A 17,741-nucleotide genomic window follows, 5' to 3' on the forward strand; every position below is an offset into this window, starting at 1 on the left:
GCGGGAGGGGCGACCCGGTGGAACGCGCGCTTCAGTGACCGCCGAACCGCCGGTCGCGTCTGCTGTACGCCACCGCCGCCGCCCACAGGTCGTGGCGGTCGAAGTCGGGCCACAGGGTCTCGGTGAACAGCAGTTCGGCGTAGGCGCTCTGCCAGAGCAGGAAGTTGCTCAGCCGCTGCTCGCCGGAGGTACGGATGAACAGGTCGACATCGGGCAGATCCGGCCGGTACAGATACCCGGCGAAGGTCCGCGCGTCGATCAGGTCCGGATCGATCCGTCCGGCCGCGCTGTCCGCCGCCAGCCGCCGGGCCGCCTGCCACAGCTCGTCGCGGCCGCCGTAGTTGAGCCAGACGGTCATCTCCAGCCGGGAGTTGCCCGAGGTCCGCGCCTCGATCGCGTCGAGCCGGCCGAGCAGCGCCGTGGCCATCCGGCCCCGCCCGCCCGACCAGCTGACCCGGACCCCCTGCCGGTCCAGCCACTCCCCGTGCTCCGTCACGAACACGCCGATCAGCCGCATGACTTCGGCGACCTCCGGCGGATTCCTGCGCCAGTTCTCGGTGGAGAAGGCGAAGAGCGAGAGATGGCGCAGCCCGAGCTGGAGGGCGCCGTCGACGGTGTCCAGCACGGCCCCCACCCCCGCCCGGTGCCCTTCGGTACGGGGCAGCCCGCGCCCGGTCGCCCAGCGGCCGTTGCCGTCGAGCACCACGGCGACATGGCCGGGCAGCCGGCCCTCGGGGATCGGCGGGGGACCGCCGTCCGGGCACAGCCCTCGGGGATCAGCGGGTACAGGGGCAGCGGGTACAGAAGGGACGACCACGGGCTCACCTTCGACGGCCGGTGCGTCCGCGACCGGACACGTCGGATACTCTCCGTACCGCGATAGTAACATCAGGTAGTTGGGGGGTGGTTGTGGTTCGCGGAGATCGTCGGAACGCGGGCGCGCGGCCAACTCCCGTGCCGAGCGAGGGAGATCAGGATGATGAGGGGATGGCGGCGCGGGCTGACCGGGGCGGGGGTGCGCGATCCGCTCCTGCGCGAGGAGTTCACCCGGCAGGCGCGCGCACTGGCCCGGTACGCTCCCGCCCAGTACGCGGCCCTGCGGTTACTGCTGCCGCCCGCGACAGCGGTGCATGTGGTGGCCGCGGTGTCGTTCATGCACACCTGCGACGAACTGCTGGACCAGGACGGCCGGGCCCCCGTCGCACTGCGGGCCGCCCGGTTCGCCGCGTACGAGAAGAGGGTCCGGCGCGTGCTGGTCTCCTCCCGGGCGCCCGCCGGGACGCTCGGCCCGCTGTGGCACGCCGCCCGCACGCATCCGCGACTGCTCGGCCGTGTGGACGACTTCCTGCGCGCGGCCCCCGCCGACCTGCACTTCAACGGCTTCGAACGGGAGGCGGACTTCGGTGCGTACGTGGAGGAGTACACGCTGCCCGGACTGCTGCTGATCGGCGCGGTCCTCGCGGGCCCCGACGAGTCCGACGAGCGGTTGCGGAAGAGCGTCCGGCTGGTGGCCGCGCCCGTCCAGCGGATCGACTTTCTGACCGACCTGGCCGAGGACCTGGCGTCCGGGCGGCTCTACCTGCCGCGCTCCGACCTGCGGGAGGCGGGCGTACGGCCGGAGGACCTGCGCCAGGGGCGTGCCACGGCGCGGGTCCGGGCGCTGCTGGCCCGTACCGCCGCCAAGTGCTGGACCGACCTCGCCGCCGCGCGACCCGCCGTGGCCGGGGTCCCGGCGCTCTACGCGCCCATGGTCGCCGCCCAGTTGGATGTCTACGCCCATCTGCTCCACGAGGCCCAGGCGCGCGGACCCAGGCTGCTCGGCGGTGGCGTGCGGCCCCGGATCCCGGCGGCCCTCGCCATTCTGCTGCGCCACCGCGGAAAGAGCCGAACGGACTCACCTGCTCCGGAATATGCCTCATCCGGGTGAGGAATCCGTTTCTCTCTGGCGGGTGTCTTCTCCGGCATGTCATAAGGAGGTACCACCCAAAACGGGGAAATGAGGAAACCATGCGCATGCGTCACATCGCCTCCCGCGCGGCCGCCGCGCTCACCGTGGTCCTGCTCGCCGCTCCCGGCGCGCTGGCCGCGACACCCGCCACCGCGACGGGTCCCGACCCGGTCCCGGCCACGGCCCAACTGCCCGTGGCGCTGCCCAAGGGCAAGGTCGTCTCACGGGTCGCGCTCAACATCCGCGAGAGGGCGACCTCCGACTCCCGGTCCCTGGGCCTGCTCCAGCCGGGCGCGATCGTCACCCTGTCCTGCAAGGTCACCGGCCAGAACGTGGACGGCAACACCGTCTGGTACCGGCTCGCGGACGCGCCGCACGGCTATGTCGCCGCCCGGTACGTCCAGAACCTGTCGTACGTGCGCCCCTGCGCGCACTGACAGCCGAGCCCTGACGGGCATCCGATGCGCCCGCTGCCGTCCCCACCTCCGCTCCGGCCGGTGGGGACGGCGGCGGGCGTCCGTCGTACGCGCGCGGAGGACGGCATTACGATCACCCCATCGCGGGTGATCAGGGAGGCTTCCATGCCGTATCAGCAGCCGGTGCTCGACACTCTCGACCGGCAGATCCTTGCCGCGCTCGTCGCGAACGCCCGAACCAGCTTCACCGAGATCGGCCAGGCGATCGGGCTCTCGGCGCCCGCGGTCAAACGCCGGGTGGACCGCATGCGGGAGGCCGAGGTGATCACCGGCTTCACCACGATCGTCCGGCCGGCCGCCCTCGGCTGGCGCACCGAGGCGTATGTCGAGGTCTTCTGTGACGCGGCGGCCCCGCCCCGGCGCCTCGCCGAAGTCGCGCGGAACCACCCGGAGGTGGTGGCCGCCGTCACCGTGACCGGCGGGGCCGACGCCCTGCTGCACATCAGGGCCGTTGACATCCAGCACTTCGAAGAAGTCCTGGAGCGGATCAGGGCCGAGCCCTTCGTCACCAGGACCAACAGCTTTATCGCCCTGACCCATCTGCTCCCCGGCAGCCCGGAGGCGGGCAGCCCCGCCGTGCCGCCCGGCCGCCGCCCGGCGCTGCCCGTCGGCCCGGATGAAACGAATCGCCGCTGACCTGCCCCGCGACGCAACACTCTTGCGCGTACACGCAATTCCTGATCCTTGATCACGCTCCGTTCCGCTTCCTATCGTTGAGGCATCGCCCACGAGAGGAGGCCGAGTGGAGCCCGTACGCGTCTCCCGGCCCAGGCGCTACCTCACCTGCGCGCCCGCCCACTTCGACGTCAGCTACGCGATCAACCCCTGGATGAGCGAGGGCATACCGGTCGACACCGCACGGGCCGGCGCCCAGTGGGAGACGCTGATCCGCACCTACCGCGCGCTCGGCCACACCGTGGAGAGCGTGGCACCCGTCGCGGGCCTGCCCGACATGGTGTTCGCCGCCAACGCCGCGCTCGTCCTGGGCGGCAAGGTCCTGCGCTCCCGTTTCCACGCCGCGCAGCGGCGGCCCGAGGCGGGCGCGTACGCGACCTGGTTCAAGGCCGAGGGGTTCGAGACATACGAACCCGAGCAGGTCTGCGAGGGCGAGGGGGATCTCGTCCCGGTGGCCGGACTCCTGCTGGCGGGCACCGGTTTCCGTACGACGGTTCCGGCGCACCAGGAGGCACAGGAGTTCTTCGGGGTGCCGACCGTCAGCCTCCGGCTCGTCGACCCGTACTTCTACCACCTGGACACCGCGCTGTTCGCCCTGGACGACGAGAACATCGCGTACTACCCCGGCGCGTTCTCGCCCGGCAGCCGACAGGTCCTGGCCCGGCTCTTCCCCGACGCCGTGACCGCCACCCGTGACGACGCCATGGCCTTCGGGCTCAACTCCGTCTCCGACGGCCGCCATGTGATCATCGCGCCCCGGTCCACCGGTCTCATCGACCGGCTCGCCCGGCGCGGCTATGTCCCCGTACCCGTCGACCTGTCCGAGTTCCACAAGGCGGGCGGCGGAATCAAGTGCTGCACCCAGGAGGTCCGTAGCCCATGACGTACACCACCGCGGCCGTCGCCCCCGCCCGTACCTCCGCGGAACTGATCCGCGCGGACGAGCGCGTCCTCGCGCACAACTACCATCCGCTGCCCGTGGTCGTCGCGCGCGCCGAGGGCAGTTGGGTCGAGGATGTCGAGGGGCGCCGCTACCTCGACATGCTCGCCGGCTACTCGGCGCTCAACTTCGGCCACCGCCACCCCGCCCTCGTCGAGGCCGCCAAGCGCCAGCTCGACGCGGTCACCCTCACCTCGCGCGCCTTCCACAACGACCGGCTCGCCGGCTTCGCCGAAGGGCTGTCCGCGCTGGTCGGCCTGGAGATGACCCTGCCGATGAACACCGGCGCCGAGGCCGTGGAGAGCGCGGTCAAGGTTGCCCGCAAATGGGCGTACGAGACCAAGGGCGTCGCCCCCGGCCGGGCCACCATCATCGTGGCGGCGGGCAACTTCCACGGCCGGACGACGACCATCGTCAGCTTCTCCGACGACCCGGTGGCCCGTACCGGCTTCGGCCCGTTCACCCCGGGCTTCCGCCTCGTGCCGTACGACGACCTCGCCGCCCTGGAGGAGGCGATCGACGAGAACACCGCCGCCGTGCTCATCGAGCCGATCCAGGGCGAGGCCGGGGTGCTGATCCCCTCCGACGGCTATCTCGCGGGCGTCCGCGAGCTGACCCGGCGCACCCGCACCCTCTTCATCGCCGACGAGATCCAGTCGGGGCTCGGCCGCACCGGCACCACCCTCGCCGTCGCCTACGAGAACGTGCTTCCCGACATGCTCCTCCTCGGCAAGGCGCTCGGCGGCGGTATCGTCCCCGTCTCCGCGGTGCTGGCGAGCCGCGAGATCCTGGGCGTTCTGCGCCCCGGCGAGCACGGCTCCACCTTCGGCGGCAACCCGCTCTCCGCGGCCGTCGGCTCCGCCGTGGTCGACCTGCTGAACACCGGTGAATACCAGCGGCGCGCCCGGGAGTTGGGCGAGGTGCTCGCCGACGGGCTGACCGCGCTGGTGGGCCGGGGTGTGACGGGCCACCGGAGCCGGGGACTGTGGGCCGGTGTCGACATCGATCCGGCGCTCGGCACCGGCCGGGAGATCGGCGAACGCCTGGCCGGGGAAGGCGTCCTGGTCAAGGACACCCACGGCTCGACCATCCGGCTCGCCCCGCCGCTGACCATCACCCGCGAGGAGCTGGAGACGGCGCTCGACGCGCTGGCCCGGGTGCTGGGCTGAGTCAGGGCCCGGCCGGGGCGGGCAGCGCGCGCGGCGCCTCCACCAGCAGCCTGTCGGTCTCGGTGGCCGTACAAGATTTTTGCCGGAACGGCAACTCACGGGCCCTGGTGGGCGGGTGACACGGTGGTCATGATGGGTACGGATCGCCCGAAGGCCGCCAGGCCCGGACGCGGTGGGCGTCCGGGCGTCCCCGGCCTGTCGTCCCCACGGCCCCGGGAGGCCCCGTGAACGAAGACAGCGATGACCAGGACGTACCGAGGCTGCGGCTCGGCCTCTATATCGAGACGCTCAAGGCGCGGATGCCCGCACCGCAGTACAGACTCCTCATGGAGGTCGTCCGTATGTGGGCCGAACACGGCGGCGGCACGGTGCGCCTCCAGATGGACGACGAGGAACGGGAGCTGTTCACCCCCGACGTACAGCGGGAGATGCTCACCATCATGGGTCTGATCGGCGCCATGGAGCCCGGCCACGAGGACCGGGCCGACCATGTCGTCGCCGATCTGGGCGACGGCGAACACGCCAGGGGCGCCCTGACCCTGGTGCCGCCCGAGGTGGCCGCCGACCCCGAGCGGTTGCGGACGATGCGCGAGGAGCTGAACGCCAAGGCGGCCCGGCGCAACAGCGACGAGGCGGAGTTGGAAGCCATCGCCCGTGCCAGCGGGATGCTGCCCGCAGCCGACGCCGACGCCGACGCCGACGCCGCCGACGAGAAGTGACGGCGCGGGAGTGTCAGCCGGTACGGGACTCCAGGTCGCGGCGGGTGTCATCGCCGTACACACCGGTCTCGTCACCGCGGATGCCGTACCAGAGCTGGAAGCGGCCGACCGCCTCGGTGAGGGTGGCGTCATAGGCGCCGGTGACGGTGCCGCCCGTGTACACGTCGGGGATGCGCAGCAACCGTTCCTGGAGGTCGCTCACCTGCGGTCCGGTGTCTCCCTGCCGCAGTACGTCGGGGGCGACGGGGGTCGGCGGCGGGGCGACGGGCGGGGCGGTGGTGGGCGGCGCGGTGGTCGGCGGTGCGCTGACGGGAGGGCTGGACGGGGCGGCCGGGGCCGGCGGGGGGACCACGGCGGCCCGGGACGGCTCGTCCGTACCGCCCCAGGTGAGGGCCAGCGCGATACCGAAGCCGGCCACCGCCGCCCCGGCCACCGTGACGACGGCGGCCCGGCCGCTCCACCCCCGGCGGCCGTAGCGCGCGGAGCGGCCGGGGCCCGGCCGACGCCCGTCCGGCGGCTGCCGGGGGAAGGGCGGAAACTCCTCGGTGGCGGGATCGGCGGCCCTGGTCCTGGCCTTGGCCTGGGGCGCCGTCGTGGCGGTCCGCTCCGCGACGGGCACCCGCTCCCAGCCCTCGCCCCTGCCGTCCTCCTGCTCCTCGGGCGCCGGTTCCTCGGGCCGGAAGAGCTCACTGAAGTCGGACAGGGGCTTGGGCCGCCGCTTGCGGATGACATGGGTCGGCTCGATCACCGCACGCCGGGCCGGCTGCCGCTGATCGGATGAGGGGGTCACCCGGCCTCCTTCAACTGTCTGTTCCGAACGCTGATGGACGGCCCGTGACATCGCGGACCGCCCGCAACGGGACGCTACCCTGACCGCGCCGGACGCGCGTGCGATTGCACGCAAGTACCCTCTCGGGTCACGCTGGGTGATGGATCGTCAGCTCCGGTCGAGGGCCTCGGCCTCGATCAGCAGCGCCTGGCCCGGGTTGAGCGTCGGCATCGGGATCCCCGCACCCGTGAGCACGGTCCCCGGCAGCTCCACCCAGCCCTCCAGCGCGGCCGTGAACCACGCGGGACCCGCGACCTGGTGCAGGGACGGGAGCCCCGCCTCCGTCCGGATCCGGACGCGGTGGCGGCTGCGCGGATCCAGCCCGGGAAGCCGGACGCGGCCCGACTGCCCCTCCGGGGACGTGGCGAGCCTGGCCCAGCAGTAGAGCGCGGCGCCCGCGTCCCGGGCGACGACCCCGTGCAGCACGCCGGCCTCGCCCTCCAGGTCGGCGCGGACCACCCGGCCGCCGTGCAGCAGCGGCCGCAGCTCCTTGTACAGCCGCGCCCAGCTCCTGAGCCCGGCCAGCTCCTCGGGGGTGCGCGCGGTCAGATCGTCCTCGATGCCCGCGTGGCCGAACAGCGCGGTGATCCGGCTGAAGGAGGGGTCGGCGGTCCGCGCGGTGGTGTGGCTGTGCGGGGCGCCCACATGCGTCCCGACCAGCTCGGGCGGCAGCAGCTGACCGGTCCAGCGCTGGATGGCCTGGCGTTCGACGGGGTCGTTGCAGTCGGACGCCCACACCCGGTCCGTACGGGCCAGTACGCCGAGGTCGACCCTGCCCCCGCCACTGGAGCAGCTCTCGATCTCCAGCCCGGGATGGCGCTGCCTGAGCGTGTCGAGCAGCCGGTACAGGGCGGCGGTCTGGGCGCGCACCCCCGGCCGGTCCCGGCCGTCCGCGCCCCGGTGCACGGCCTCGTGCAGATCGCGGTTGTGGTCCCACTTCAGATAGTCGATGGCGTAGCGCGTGACCAGCTCGTCCAGCGAGGCCAGCAGATAGTCCCGGGCGCCGTCGTGGGCGATGTTCAGGACGTACTGGTGGCGGGCGCTCGGACCCAGCCCCGGGTGACCGGGGCCGAGGATCCACTCGGGGTGCTCCCGGGCCAGTCGGGAGTCGAGGTTCACCATCTCCGGCTCGACCCACAGCCCGAACTGCATGCCGTGGCCGTGCACCCGGTCGGCGAGCGGCCCCAGACCGTCCGGCCACACGGTCTCGTCCACGGTCCAGTCGCCGAGCCCGGCGGTGTCGTCACGGCGGCCGGAGAACCAGCCGTCGTCGAGGACGAGTCGCTCCACCCCGGTGGCCGCCGCCAGATCGGCCAGCTCCAGCAGCCGGTCCTGCCGGTGGTCGAAGTAGACCGCCTCCCAGGTGTTCAGGGTCAGCGGCCGGGGGCTCGCCGGATGCGAAGGGCGCGCCCTGAGCAGGGTGTGGAACCGGTCGGCGAGCCCGTCCAGGCCCGCGTCCGACCAGACGAAGTGGCAGACCGGCGCCGTGTAGTCGTCGCCGGGGGCGAGCCGGATCTCCCCGGGCGCGAGCAGCTCACCGCCGCCGAGGACCGCGCCGTGCACCCCCGCGCCCTCCGGGAGCCGCTCCGCCAGCCAGCGCTGATTGCCGCTCCACGCCACATGCAGCCCCCACACCTCGCCGGTGCGGAACCCGAAGCCGGGCACGCCCACGGTGAGCAGATACGGGGAGTCCTGGCCCGGCCGGCCGCGCCGTACCTCCCGTACATGACCGCCGAAGCCCAGCGGGCCGCGCTGGGGCGACCGCTCGCGGCACCACTTGCCGGTGAAGTCGAGCACTTCGCCCGCCCGTCCGGGCAGCGGCAGCAGGGTGGTCACACCCGCGAGGTCGTACGGGACGGTGTCGGGCTCCCCCGCGGTGTGCGGGCGGGTGAGACGTGTCGTCACACCGAGCACCCCGGACGGCTCCAGCCGGTAGGTCAGGGTGATGTCGAGGCCGCCGACCCGGTCGGTGAGCCGCAGCTCCAGCTCCCCGGGCCGCTCCGCCACACCGGCCAGCCGGGGGCGGGGGGTGGTGGCCGCGCCGCCCCGGTGCCCCTGCTGGGCGGGGGTGCCCGACCAGCCGTCGGCCTCCGTCGGCCAGACGGTGAACCGCCGCGGCTCGTCCAGGGCGTTGTTGAGCACGGCGCCCTCGGCCGTCAGGGCCAGCGCGGCCAGGTCCTCGTCGGTCAGCTCGCCGAGGTCCTCGCCCCAGTGCAGGACGCGGGGGAGCGGATCGAGGAGCTCGACGACGAAGCTCACTCCTGCCGCGCGCAGATGGACGGTCCGCGCGGTGGTGCGGGTCATGCGGTTCCCCTTTGGCTGTCTTTCTCCGGCTGAGCGGGCTGTTCCTGCCCACGTACATCTTCGCCGGGCCGGGGAATCCGGAGGTACACGGTCGTGTTGGGAGTACCGGTGGCACCGCGCAAGGGTGCCGCTCCTGTCTACCGAAGGTGCGTAATTTTGTCTTCCAGCGATATCCTCACCCGCGCCGCGCAGGTGCTCGACCGGCCGTTCTCCCTCGGCGGTCTCGACCTGCGCAACCGGATCGCGATGGCCCCGATGACACGACAGTTCTCGCCCGGCGGTGTGCCCGGATCCGAGGTGGCGGAGTACTACGCGCGCCGGGCCGCGGGCGGTGTGGGACTGATCATCACCGAGGGTACGTACATCGATCACCCCTCCGCCGGGACGAGCGGCGAGGTCCCCCGCTTCCACGGTGAGGACGCGCTCGGCGGCTGGGCGCACGTGGTCGCGCGCGTCCACGAGGAGGGCGGCCGGATCGTTCCGCAGCTCTGGCATGTCGGCATGACCCGCGAGGAGGGCGCCCTGCCCTTCCCGGACGCGCCCCGGGTCGGCCCCTCGGGGCTCGCCCTGGACGGTACGCAGGCCGGGCACACGATGACGCAGGCGGACCTGGACGCGGTGATCACGGGCTTCGCCGAGGGCGCGGCGGCGGCCGAGCGGCTCGGCTTCGACGGGATAGAGCTGCACGGCGCCCACGGTTATCTGCTCGACCAGTTCCTCTGGTCGGGCACCAACCACCGTGAGGACGCGTACGGCGGCAGCCTGGTCGCCCGTACCCGCTTCGCGGCCGAGATCGTGGCCGCCTGTCGGCAGGCGGTGTCCCCGGACTTCCCGGTCATCTTCCGGATGTCCCAGTGGAAGCAGGGCAGCTACGACGCCCGGCTCGCCGGCACCCCGCAGGAGCTGGCCGAACTGCTCGCCCCGCTGACCGAGGCGGGCGTGGACGCCTTCCACTGCTCGACGCGCCGCTACTGGCTGCCGGAGTTCGAGGGCTCGGACCTCAACCTGGCGGGCTGGGTCAAGAAGATCTCCGGCAGGCCCACCATCACGGTCGGCTCGATCGGGCTCGACAGCGAGTTCCTCGGGGCCTTCGTGGGCAAGGGCGGCGGTGTCCAGGACATCGACCGGCTGCTGGACAGGCTGGAGCGCGACGAATTCGACCTGGTCGCGGTCGGCCGCGCGCTGCTGGGCGACCCGGCCTGGGTGGCGAAGGTCCTGGAGGGCCGTACCGCTGAGCTGATCCCCTTCCACGCGGACCAGCTCAAGACCCTGAGCTGAGGCCGGCCCCGGAGCCCCCGGGCCGCAGTTGGCTGTACGGATCCGGCCGGCCCGCCGCCCCGGCCGGATCCTCGCGGCGGCGCTGTCCGAACGGAAGAGGCAGGCGCCGAAGAGCTCTTCGACGCGAGCGCGGGCTCCCGCTACCACTACCGCAAGGGCTTCAACCCCAAGGCGCTGCAGGCGTTCCTGCCGGCGGCCGGAGTGGCCGCGTCGGCCGCGCTCGTACCGTACTTCGGCGCCATCACGCCGTACGCGTGGTTCATCGGTACGGCGCTGGCCGCCGGCCTCTACGCGGTGCTGTGCCGGGCCGAGCGCGACGAGGCCCTGGCCGCCGAGCGGGCGGGGGTCCGAACCGCGTGCGGATCGTCGTCACCAACTGCAACACCACCCGGACGATGACCGACGCGATCCTGCGCGGCGCCCGGAGCGCGGCGGCCCCCGGCACCACGGTCACCGGTCTCACCCCCGACGGGGCCCCGAGTCCGCGGAGGGCTGGCTCGGCCTATCTCTCCGCGGCGGCCGTCCCCGACACCCTGCGCGGCCACCGGCAGCCGTACGACGCCGTGGTCATGACCGGGTTCGGGGAGCACGGCCGCGAGGGCGCCCGCGAACTCCTCGACGTGCCCGTCGTCGACGGCGTCGGCGCGGCCGTCGAACTCGCCGACGCCCTGGTCGCGCTGGGGCTGTCCACCAGCCGTACGGGCGGCTACGCCAGGCCGCTGCCGAAGCGGCGCAGCTGGGGGCGGACCGGGGCGGAACGGGAGAGCTGAGTGTGGACCGTGCCCGGGTCAGCCACCGGTCACGGCCTGGGATATCTCCTCGGACGCGGGTGTCCTTCCACGGCTTCCGGTGTGGTGGAAGAGGAGGTTGAGCAGGAACGCGGAGAGGGCCGCGCTGGTGATGGCGCTGCCCGCGATGATCTGGAACCAGGCGGGGAAGGCGTGGTAGATCGTCGGGGCCGCGACGGGAAGCATGCCGACGCCGAGGGAGACGGCGACGATCAGCAGGTTGCCGGTGCCCTCGAACTCCACCGTACGCAGGATGTCGATGCCCACGGCGGTGACCGTCGCGAACATGACCAGCCCCGCGCCGCCGATGACCGGCCCCGGGAGGGACGCGACGATCTCGCCGAGCTTGGGGACCAGCCCCAGCAGGATCAGGATCCCTCCGGCGACGGCGGCGACGTAGCGGCTGCGGACCTTGGTCATCCCGACCAGCCCGACGTTCTGGGCGAAGACCGTGTCCGGGAAGCCGTTCATGATGCCGCCGAGCACCCCCGACATCCCGTCGGCGGCCAGCCCCCTGGCCAGATCGCGCGGGGTGAGGGGGCGGCCGGTCATCCTGCCGACGGCCAGCATGTCGGCGGTGGACTCGGTGAAGATCACCAGCATGACGACGCACATGGAGAGCACGGCGGCCACGGGGAACTCGGGGGTGCCGAAGTGGAACGGCGAGCTGACGCCGAACCAGTCCGCCCTGCCGACCGAGGAGAAGTCGGTCAGCCCGAGGGGAACGGCGACCAGGGTGCCGACGGCCAGCCCGAGCCCCACGCCGAGCTGGGCGAGCAGCCCGCGGGCGAAGCGGCCGACGGCCACGATCAGCAGCACGATGCCCCCGGCCAGGGCGAGATGGCCGGGGGCCGCGTAGTCCTTGGCCGTGGGGTCGGGGCCCGTGATCAGCCCGGCGGCGACCCCGATCAGGGAGAGCCCGATGACGGTGATGACCGTGCCGCTGACCAGGGGCGGGAAGAACCGTACGGCGCGGGCGAAGGGCACGGCGACCAGCAGCCCGAAGATCCCGGCCGCGATCATCGACCCGTACACGGCGGGCAGTCCGTACTCGCCCGCTATCAGGATCATCGGGGTCACGGCGGCGAAGGTCGCCCCGGCGACGACCGGCAGCCGTACCCCGAGGAACCGGCCGATACCGAGTGCCTGGAGCAGGGTGATCAGACCGGCGACCAGCAGATCGGCGTTGATCAGCAGACCGATGGTGGAGGTGTCGAGACCGGCCGCGCCGCCGAAGACGAGCGGCACGGTGACACAGCCGGTGTACATGACCAGCACATGCTGGATCCCGAGCAGCCCCAGCCGGGCGGGCGGCAGCAACTGGTCGACGGGGTGCGGCCCGGGGGCGGGACCGGATACCGACGACGGTTCGGGCCCGCTCTGGGCAGGGGCCTGGGACACGGGTGCCTCCGGGGTGGGGTGGGGTACGCGCCGGCGCGCGAACCGGCAACGCTCAACTTTCTGTTGAATCTGTTTCCCGTGTATTGCCGTGGCCCTACGGCGGAGTTGCGCCCGAGCCGGACGCTACGGCCGCGACCAGCCCTGACGGGCCAGGACGGCGGATACGTCGGGGGCCCGGTAGTGGTCACCCTTGAGGACCTTGCCGTCCTCCCGCAGCACCGGGCGGCGGTCCGGGCCGAGCTTGGTCATATTGGCCCGGTGGATCTCGGCGATCACCGCGTCGAGATCGATCCCGTGGACGAGCGCCGTGCCGTACGCGACGTAGACGACATCGGCGAGTTCGTGTGCGATGTGGTCGAGGGCGCCCTCCGCGGCGGCTTCGGCGACCTCGGCCACCTCCTCGTCCAGCAGGGCCTGGCGATGGGCGGCCAGCTCCGGTGGGATCCCGGTCGGGCGGGTGCGGGCATCGAGACCGAAGGCCAGATGGAACTCGCGTACGAGGTCGGCGGGAGAATCGTTCACCGGCCGCATCGTACCTGTCGCCCCGGCGGGCGGACAGGCCCGCCCGCCGCACCGGAGCGGACGGCTCAGCCTTCGTCCGAGCCGTCCTCCTCGTCCTCGAAGGCGTCACCGATCTCGTCGATGACCTCGGCGGCGACCATGCCGCCCACGACCCCGACGGCCACACCCGCGGCGACCCCGGCGACCACCGCGCCCGTGCTGGGGCCGGAGCGCCGGTGACCGTCGTCGTGACCGGCCCCGTCGTGGTACTCGTGCTTCGCCGCGTAGGGATCGGCGTGGGCGGTGTACGATCCGCCCCGGCCACCGAGCAACCGCTCCACCCAGGAGCCGACTTCGGCGTTCCAGTCGGTGCCCGAGGTCTGGTGGTGGGAGACGGTGAAGCGGGTGAGCGTGTCATGGCCGGCGGAGAACAGACCACCGCGTTTGTCCGCCTCCAGGACGACCTCCATGCCTCCGGCGTCGGCCAGGAAGGTCACTTCGATCTCGTTGACGGCATGGGCGTACTGGGCGGGCGGGGTCAGCTCGATCTCCTGGTAGAACGGCAGCCGCTGGCCGCTGCCGGCGATCCGGCCCAGTTCGAGATCGGCCGACTTGAAGCCGTAGCCGAGCTGCCCGAACGCCTCCAGGATCGCGTCCTGGACCGGCAGGGGCTCGATATGGAGCTGGTCGAGATCGCCCGCGTCCTTGGCGCCCGCCAGCGCCAGTTCGGTCCTGACGCCGAGGACGACGCCGAGGGACTGGCCGCGCAGATGGGTGACCGGGGTCTCCCAGGGCAGGACGGTGCTGAAGTCGAGGGCGCGCTCCTCGCCCTCGGCGAGACGGAACCCGCCGCCCACGGTGACACGGTCGAAGACCACCACGCCCTCGTGCTCCCCGTCCTGGCCCTCGGCCTCGACACGGGCCACCAGATCGAGGGTGATGTGGTCGACGGTCACATCGGTACTGCCGCCCTTGAGCCTGACCTGGCCCGTGACCGTACCGCCGGGAAGGGCGGGGGCGGCGGCGGAGGTGTGCAGCACGGTGTCGACCGAGGGGCCACCGACCCCGAAGGCTCCGAGCAGCTTCTTGAACACCACGGTGGCGTTCCTTCTTTCACTTGTATCCGTACATCGGTACGTATGCCGGGACGCGCCCCCGGCCCCGCATGACGCGCGGGGCCGGGAACGGCGGGGTCCCCGAACGGGGAGGAACTACTTGGAGGTGGCGTCGAGCGTGGCGAGCGCCTGGGCCCAGCGGGCAAACTTCAAGTTGGCCAGATCTTCCACCGTCTTGATGCCGAACGCCTCCTGAAGAAGGTCCCCCTGACGGTCCGAGACACCCTTGAGTGCCGAGACGGGTGCGGCCATGACGGCGGGCAGTTCCTTGTCCGCCCACGCCTTGTCGAGCACCTTGTCGAGGTCGATCTGAGCCACTGCGTCCTCCTGGAGAACCTAGAGGTCCCGCGCGGGGGCGGGACGGCCGCGGGTACGGCCGACAGCAGAACTGTGCGGAAGGGTAAAGGAGTTCCCAAGGCGACCGCCGGAACCGCTGATTTCGGCCACCCGGCGCACTGGTCGGGCGGCCGGTGCGCGCCCCGGCCGCGTGCCTACGACGGGGCATGCCCGGACGCGAGGAAGCCCCCACCGCCAGCGACGCGCACCAGCACATCCCCGGCGTCCGCGAGCTGACCGCGGCGGCCTCGGTCTTCTCGCTGTTCGCCGATCCGACACGGCTGCATCTGGCGTGGCCGCTGACCCGGGGCGAGTCCGATGTGACCGCTCCGGCGGCGGCGGCGTGCGCGCGGCACGGCCCGCGGTGAGCCAGCACCTGGCCAAGCTGCGGCTGGCGGAGCTGGTGCGCGCGCAGGACGGCCGTCATGTCGTCTACGCGCTGGCCGACGGGCATCTGCGCCGACCGGTGGTGGAGGCGATCAGCCACGCCAACCATCAGGTCACCGGGAAACCCTGGCACGACTGACCCCCGGCGGAGGGCTCTTTCGCGGTGTCTTCACGGCCGGGGCGCGTGGAGACGCGACCGTGTCCGCGGGCGTCCGTTCGCCGCCCGGATCGTCGCTCTTGGCCCTGTCCTCGGTCGGTTGGGTGGGGCGGATCTCTGTCCTGATCTTTTTCCTCCGGCGCGCCCCGACCGGCCGGGCGGTCACCCGAAAACAGTCCTTGTGGCCGGTCCGTGCGGTGAGGTCGGTGTACGTCCGTGAGGTCCGGGTACGTCCCGCGGACAGCAGTGCGCACCGGGCGTCGAGCATGCCCGGTGCGCACCTGGGGCCGGAGCCGGGGGTTATTCGATGACCAGCTCGACGGGGATGTTGCCGCGCGTGGCGTTGGAGTAGGGGCAGACCTGGTGGGCGCGGTCGACCAGCTCCTTGCCCAGCGGGCCTTCGAGGTGCTCGGGCAGCTCGATCCGGAGCACGACGGAGAGGCCGAAGCCGCTCGCCAGGTCGCCGCCGATGCCCACCTCGCCCGTCACGGAGACGTCCTTGGTGTCGTGGCGGCCCTCACGGGCGACCGCGGCCAGGGCGCTGGCGAAGCAGGCGGCGTAACCGGCGGCGAAGAGCTGCTCGGGGTTGGTGCCCTTGCCGCTGCCGCCCATCTCGCGCGGCGGCGCCAGCGGGACGTCCAGCAGACCGTCCGAGCTGACGGCGCGGCCGTCACGGCCGTTCGCGGTGGCGATGGCGGTGTAGTGGATGGTGCTCATCGGATCTCCTCGGCGGGAATACGTGGTGGGAGGACACCGGCCGGCAGGGGGGCGCCGGCCGGTGCCACGGAGAACACTGTAGCGCAATTAAATTGTGCGCAATCAAATGGTGCGCGTAGTAAGCTGGAGATATGGATCACCCACTGGATACCGCGCCGGACACCGGGGCCCCGTGCTCCGCCCGGCAGCCCGCAGCGCAGTCGGTGGCTCCGGAGGAGATGCTGCGCCTCGACCGGCAGGTGTGCTTCGCGCTGCACGCGGCCTCGCGCGCCTTCGACGCGCTCTACCGCCCGCTGCTGGCCGGGCTGGGGCTGACGTACCCGCAGTATCTGGCGATGCTCGCGCTCTGGGAGCACGGCTCGCTGACTGTGAAGGAGCTGGGCCTCGCGCTCCGGCTCGACTCCGGGACGCTCTCGCCGCTGCTCAAGCGGATGGAGGCGGCCGGTCTGGTGGTGCGCGAGCGCAGCCGCCGGGACGAGCGCTCGGTGAGCGTACGGCTGACCGACCGGGGCGCGGCCCTCAAGGGGCGCGCCTGTGAGCTGCCCCCGGCGGTGCTGGCCTCCACCGGTCTCGACGCTGCCGGGGTCGCCTCGCTGCGCGCCTCGCTGGACGGGCTCACCGCCGCTCTGGACGGCGCCGCCGCGCGCGGCGCCTGACGCGTCTCAGGGGACCGCGGACCCGCGCAGCCTGTCGGCGACCGTGCCGAGCGCCTCGGTGAGCGTGGCGAGCTGCCCGGGGGCGAGGACATCGATGAGCAGTTCGCGTACGAGCGTCACATGGCCCGGGGCCGTCGCGCGGAGCTTGGCCCGGCCCTCCTCGGTGAGTACGGCGAGGACGCCGCGTACATCCCCGGCGTAGGAACGGCGCCGTACCAGCCCGCTCTTCTCCAGCTGGGTCACCTGATAGGTGAGCCCGCTCTTGGAGGTGAGCAGCGCGTCCGCCAGCTCGCTCATCCGCAGTTCGCCGCCGGGGGCGGCGGAGAGCCGGGTGAGGATCTCGTACTGCGGGTGTGAGAGCCCGGCCTCGTCCTTGAGCTGCTGGTCGAGGCGGCGTCCCAGCAGGCTGCTCGCGGCGAGGAAGCTGGTCCATGCCGCCATCTCTTGCTCATTGAGCCATCGCACCTCGTCCATGGGGTCAGCATAGCGCTGGTTGTTCAAATTCAAATTGACCCGTTCCGGTCAAAATCGGACGTTGTGGTGAGCGCGTTCCCCCTGTCCGGATTGGTTTCGTCCCTGTGGTTTTCCGGTTACCGTGAGGCTTCGCAAGTCTGGTGCACGGGAGGGAAGTCGAGGATGGCAGCCGCGGCGGAGCGTACGGTCACGGCGGCTCCCGGGACGCCGGAGCACGGTTCGCTCGGTCCACGCAGCAGGATCACGCCCGAGCGGGAGACCGAGCTGTACCGCGCCGTGCTCGATCTGCTGCGCGAGGTCGGTTACGACGCCCTGACGATGGACGCCATCGCCTCCCGTACCCGCTCCAGCAAGGCCACGCTCTACCGCCAGTGGAAGGGCAAGCCCCAGCTGGTCGCGACGGCGCTGCGGCGCAGCAAGCCGGTGAGCGTCGGCGAGCTGGACACCGGCTCGCTGCGCGGGGACTTCCAGACGCTGGTGACGCGCCTCGACGACAGCCGGATGGCGGACGATTCCGCGCTGCTGCGGGGGCTGTTCCACGCCGTGCACAGCCACCCGGACCTGCTCCAGGCGCTGCGGGAGCTGTTCATCGACCCCGAGCTGACCGGACTCGACGCCCTGCTGCGGCGCGCCGTGGACCGGGGCGAGATCCGCGCGGACTCGCCCGCGCTGTCCTATGTCCCGCACATGGTGATCGGCGCGCTCATCGCGCGTCCGCTGGTCGAGGACCGGCCGGTCGACCAGGCGTTCCTGGGCCACTACTTCGACTCCGTGCTCCTGCCCGCCCTCGGCGTCTGACCCGCGCGGCGGTCCGGACCCCGGGGGGATCCGGACCGTCCGGCGGGAACCACGGGAAGAGCGAGAGCGAGAA

General features: G+C 72.4%; 19 protein-coding genes and 2 pseudogenes. 12 read left to right on the forward strand and 9 right to left on the reverse strand.

Annotated features, from left to right (window positions below; genetic code table 11):
* Positions 1 to 31: 31 nt before the first annotated feature.
* Positions 32 to 817: a polyprenyl diphosphate synthase gene (uppS, locus tag ACIP8W_RS14240; protein WP_401955583.1), complete on the reverse strand. Its 786-nt coding sequence runs from the start codon at positions 815 to 817 to the stop codon at positions 32 to 34.
* A gap of 159 nt (positions 818 to 976) precedes the next feature.
* Between uppS and ACIP8W_RS14245 the strand changes: the two genes are divergently transcribed.
* The 6 genes from ACIP8W_RS14245 to ACIP8W_RS14270 all read left to right on the forward strand — a co-directional run bounded on the left by ACIP8W_RS14245 (position 977) and on the right by ACIP8W_RS14270 (position 5,927).
* Entirely contained in the window at positions 977 to 1,927 is a 951-nt protein-coding gene (locus ACIP8W_RS14245; RefSeq protein WP_401955584.1) for a squalene/phytoene synthase family protein, read from the forward strand.
* 80 nt (positions 1,928 to 2,007) lie between these two features.
* Positions 2,008 to 2,385, forward strand: a complete 378-nt coding sequence (locus ACIP8W_RS14250) for an SH3 domain-containing protein (RefSeq protein WP_401955585.1) — start codon at positions 2,008 to 2,010, stop codon at positions 2,383 to 2,385.
* Between the two features lie 144 nt (positions 2,386 to 2,529).
* Positions 2,530 to 3,060, forward strand: a complete 531-nt coding sequence (locus ACIP8W_RS14255; RefSeq protein WP_401955586.1) for an Lrp/AsnC family transcriptional regulator — start codon at positions 2,530 to 2,532, stop codon at positions 3,058 to 3,060.
* 106 nt (positions 3,061 to 3,166) lie between these two features.
* Entirely contained in the window at positions 3,167 to 3,982 is an 816-nt protein-coding gene (gene ddaH / locus ACIP8W_RS14260) for a dimethylargininase (RefSeq protein WP_401955587.1), read from the forward strand.
* The gene (gene rocD, locus ACIP8W_RS14265; protein ID WP_402203126.1) at positions 3,979 to 5,208 is read left to right on the forward strand and encodes an ornithine--oxo-acid transaminase; all 1,230 of its coding nucleotides are present in this window, start codon (positions 3,979 to 3,981) and stop codon (positions 5,206 to 5,208) included. Before ddaH ends, rocD begins: the two co-directional genes overlap by 4 nt.
* Before the next feature lie 224 nt (positions 5,209 to 5,432).
* Positions 5,433 to 5,927, forward strand: coding sequence for a hypothetical protein (locus ACIP8W_RS14270; protein WP_402203128.1), 495 nt, complete (start codon positions 5,433 to 5,435; stop codon positions 5,925 to 5,927).
* A gap of 13 nt (positions 5,928 to 5,940) precedes the next feature.
* Here ACIP8W_RS14270 and ACIP8W_RS14275 read toward each other — a convergent pair whose 3' ends face one another.
* Both ACIP8W_RS14275 and ACIP8W_RS14280 read right to left on the reverse strand, forming a co-directional pair.
* Positions 5,941 to 6,717 (reverse strand): peptidoglycan-binding protein, encoded by a 777-nt coding sequence (locus ACIP8W_RS14275; protein WP_401955590.1) that lies wholly within the window; start codon positions 6,715 to 6,717, stop codon positions 5,941 to 5,943.
* A gap of 147 nt (positions 6,718 to 6,864) precedes the next feature.
* Positions 6,865 to 9,060 carry an alpha-galactosidase gene (locus ACIP8W_RS14280; protein ID WP_402203130.1) on the reverse strand — a complete coding sequence of 732 codons (2,196 nt, stop codon included), beginning with the start codon at positions 9,058 to 9,060 and terminating at the stop codon, positions 6,865 to 6,867.
* Positions 9,061 to 9,216: 156 nt separating this feature from the next.
* Here ACIP8W_RS14280 and ACIP8W_RS14285 point away from each other — a divergent pair, with 156 nt between their 5' ends.
* The 3 genes and pseudogenes from ACIP8W_RS14285 (at position 9,217) to ACIP8W_RS14295 (ending at position 11,108) form a co-directional block, all read left to right on the forward strand.
* Positions 9,217 to 10,338: an NADH:flavin oxidoreductase gene (locus ACIP8W_RS14285; protein ID WP_401955592.1), complete on the forward strand. Its 1,122-nt coding sequence runs from the start codon at positions 9,217 to 9,219 to the stop codon at positions 10,336 to 10,338.
* A 108-nt stretch (positions 10,339 to 10,446) separates the two neighbouring features.
* Positions 10,447 to 10,737: pseudogene (locus ACIP8W_RS14290) on the forward strand (hypothetical protein); the annotation flags it as partial.
* Entirely contained in the window at positions 10,734 to 11,108 is a 375-nt protein-coding gene (locus ACIP8W_RS14295; protein WP_401955593.1) for an aspartate/glutamate racemase family protein, read from the forward strand. The pseudogene ACIP8W_RS14290 and the gene ACIP8W_RS14295, both read left to right, overlap by 4 nt.
* Positions 11,109 to 11,126: 18 nt before the next feature.
* Here ACIP8W_RS14295 and ACIP8W_RS14300 read toward each other — a convergent pair whose 3' ends face one another.
* The 4 genes from ACIP8W_RS14300 to ACIP8W_RS14315 all read right to left on the reverse strand — a co-directional run bounded on the left by ACIP8W_RS14300 (position 11,127) and on the right by ACIP8W_RS14315 (position 14,461).
* Positions 11,127 to 12,527 carry a nucleobase:cation symporter-2 family protein gene (locus ACIP8W_RS14300; RefSeq protein WP_402203133.1) on the reverse strand — a complete coding sequence of 467 codons (1,401 nt, stop codon included), beginning with the start codon at positions 12,525 to 12,527 and terminating at the stop codon, positions 11,127 to 11,129.
* 123 nt (positions 12,528 to 12,650) lie between these two features.
* Complete coding sequence (locus tag ACIP8W_RS14305) at positions 12,651 to 13,049, reverse strand: MazG nucleotide pyrophosphohydrolase domain-containing protein (RefSeq protein ID WP_401955595.1); 399 nt, start codon at positions 13,047 to 13,049, stop codon at positions 12,651 to 12,653.
* Between the two features lie 65 nt (positions 13,050 to 13,114).
* A complete protein-coding gene (locus ACIP8W_RS14310; RefSeq protein ID WP_401955596.1) occupies positions 13,115 to 14,125 on the reverse strand; it encodes a sporulation protein in 1,011 nt (336 codons plus the stop codon).
* A gap of 114 nt (positions 14,126 to 14,239) precedes the next feature.
* Positions 14,240 to 14,461, reverse strand: a complete 222-nt coding sequence (locus ACIP8W_RS14315) for a hypothetical protein (protein WP_401955597.1) — start codon at positions 14,459 to 14,461, stop codon at positions 14,240 to 14,242.
* A 185-nt stretch (positions 14,462 to 14,646) separates the two neighbouring features.
* Here ACIP8W_RS14315 and ACIP8W_RS14320 point away from each other — a divergent pair.
* A pseudogene (locus ACIP8W_RS14320) lies at positions 14,647 to 15,005 on the forward strand (transcriptional regulator).
* 318 nt (positions 15,006 to 15,323) lie between these two features.
* Here ACIP8W_RS14320 and ACIP8W_RS14325 read toward each other — a convergent pair.
* Entirely contained in the window at positions 15,324 to 15,740 is a 417-nt protein-coding gene (locus tag ACIP8W_RS14325) for an Ohr family peroxiredoxin (RefSeq protein ID WP_401955598.1), read from the reverse strand.
* 131 nt (positions 15,741 to 15,871) lie between these two features.
* Here ACIP8W_RS14325 and ACIP8W_RS14330 point away from each other — a divergent pair, with 131 nt between their 5' ends.
* The gene (locus ACIP8W_RS14330) at positions 15,872 to 16,396 is read left to right on the forward strand and encodes a MarR family winged helix-turn-helix transcriptional regulator (protein ID WP_401955599.1); all 525 of its coding nucleotides are present in this window, start codon (positions 15,872 to 15,874) and stop codon (positions 16,394 to 16,396) included.
* A gap of 6 nt (positions 16,397 to 16,402) precedes the next feature.
* On the opposite strand, the gene ACIP8W_RS14335 is transcribed toward ACIP8W_RS14330, so the two are convergent.
* The gene (locus ACIP8W_RS14335) at positions 16,403 to 16,870 is read right to left on the reverse strand and encodes a MarR family winged helix-turn-helix transcriptional regulator (protein WP_401955600.1); all 468 of its coding nucleotides are present in this window, start codon (positions 16,868 to 16,870) and stop codon (positions 16,403 to 16,405) included.
* Between the two features lie 162 nt (positions 16,871 to 17,032).
* Between ACIP8W_RS14335 and ACIP8W_RS14340 the strand changes: the two genes are divergently transcribed.
* The gene (locus ACIP8W_RS14340; protein ID WP_401955601.1) at positions 17,033 to 17,668 is read left to right on the forward strand and encodes a TetR/AcrR family transcriptional regulator; all 636 of its coding nucleotides are present in this window, start codon (positions 17,033 to 17,035) and stop codon (positions 17,666 to 17,668) included.
* Positions 17,669 to 17,741 lie beyond the last annotated feature (73 nt).

The organism is Streptomyces sp. NPDC088554 (genome assembly GCF_044752945.1).
GTDB lineage: Bacteria > Actinomycetota > Actinomycetes > Streptomycetales > Streptomycetaceae > Streptomyces.

What these genes read in the sequence shown, in the direction of transcription:
- ACIP8W_RS14245 (WP_401955584.1), top strand. Translation starts at nt 977, where the DNA reads ATGATGAGGGGATGGCGGCGCGGGCTGACCGGGGCGGGGGTGCGCGAT.
- ACIP8W_RS14250 (WP_401955585.1), top strand. Translation starts at nt 2,008, where the DNA reads ATGCGCATGCGTCACATCGCCTCCCGCGCGGCCGCCGCGCTCACCGTG.
- ACIP8W_RS14255 (WP_401955586.1), top strand. Translation starts at nt 2,530, where the DNA reads ATGCCGTATCAGCAGCCGGTGCTCGACACTCTCGACCGGCAGATCCTT.
- rocD (WP_402203126.1), top strand. Translation starts at nt 3,979, where the DNA reads ATGACGTACACCACCGCGGCCGTCGCCCCCGCCCGTACCTCCGCGGAA.
- ACIP8W_RS14280 (WP_402203130.1), bottom strand. Translation starts at nt 9,060, where the DNA reads ATGACCCGCACCACCGCGCGGACCGTCCATCTGCGCGCGGCAGGAGTG.
- ACIP8W_RS14295 (WP_401955593.1), top strand. Translation starts at nt 10,734, where the DNA reads ATGACCGACGCGATCCTGCGCGGCGCCCGGAGCGCGGCGGCCCCCGGC.
- ACIP8W_RS14325 (WP_401955598.1), bottom strand. Translation starts at nt 15,740, where the DNA reads ATGAGCACCATCCACTACACCGCCATCGCCACCGCGAACGGCCGTGAC.
- ACIP8W_RS14330 (WP_401955599.1), top strand. Translation starts at nt 15,872, where the DNA reads ATGGATCACCCACTGGATACCGCGCCGGACACCGGGGCCCCGTGCTCC.
- ACIP8W_RS14335 (WP_401955600.1), bottom strand. Translation starts at nt 16,870, where the DNA reads ATGGACGAGGTGCGATGGCTCAATGAGCAAGAGATGGCGGCATGGACC.
- ACIP8W_RS14340 (WP_401955601.1), top strand. Translation starts at nt 17,033, where the DNA reads ATGGCAGCCGCGGCGGAGCGTACGGTCACGGCGGCTCCCGGGACGCCG.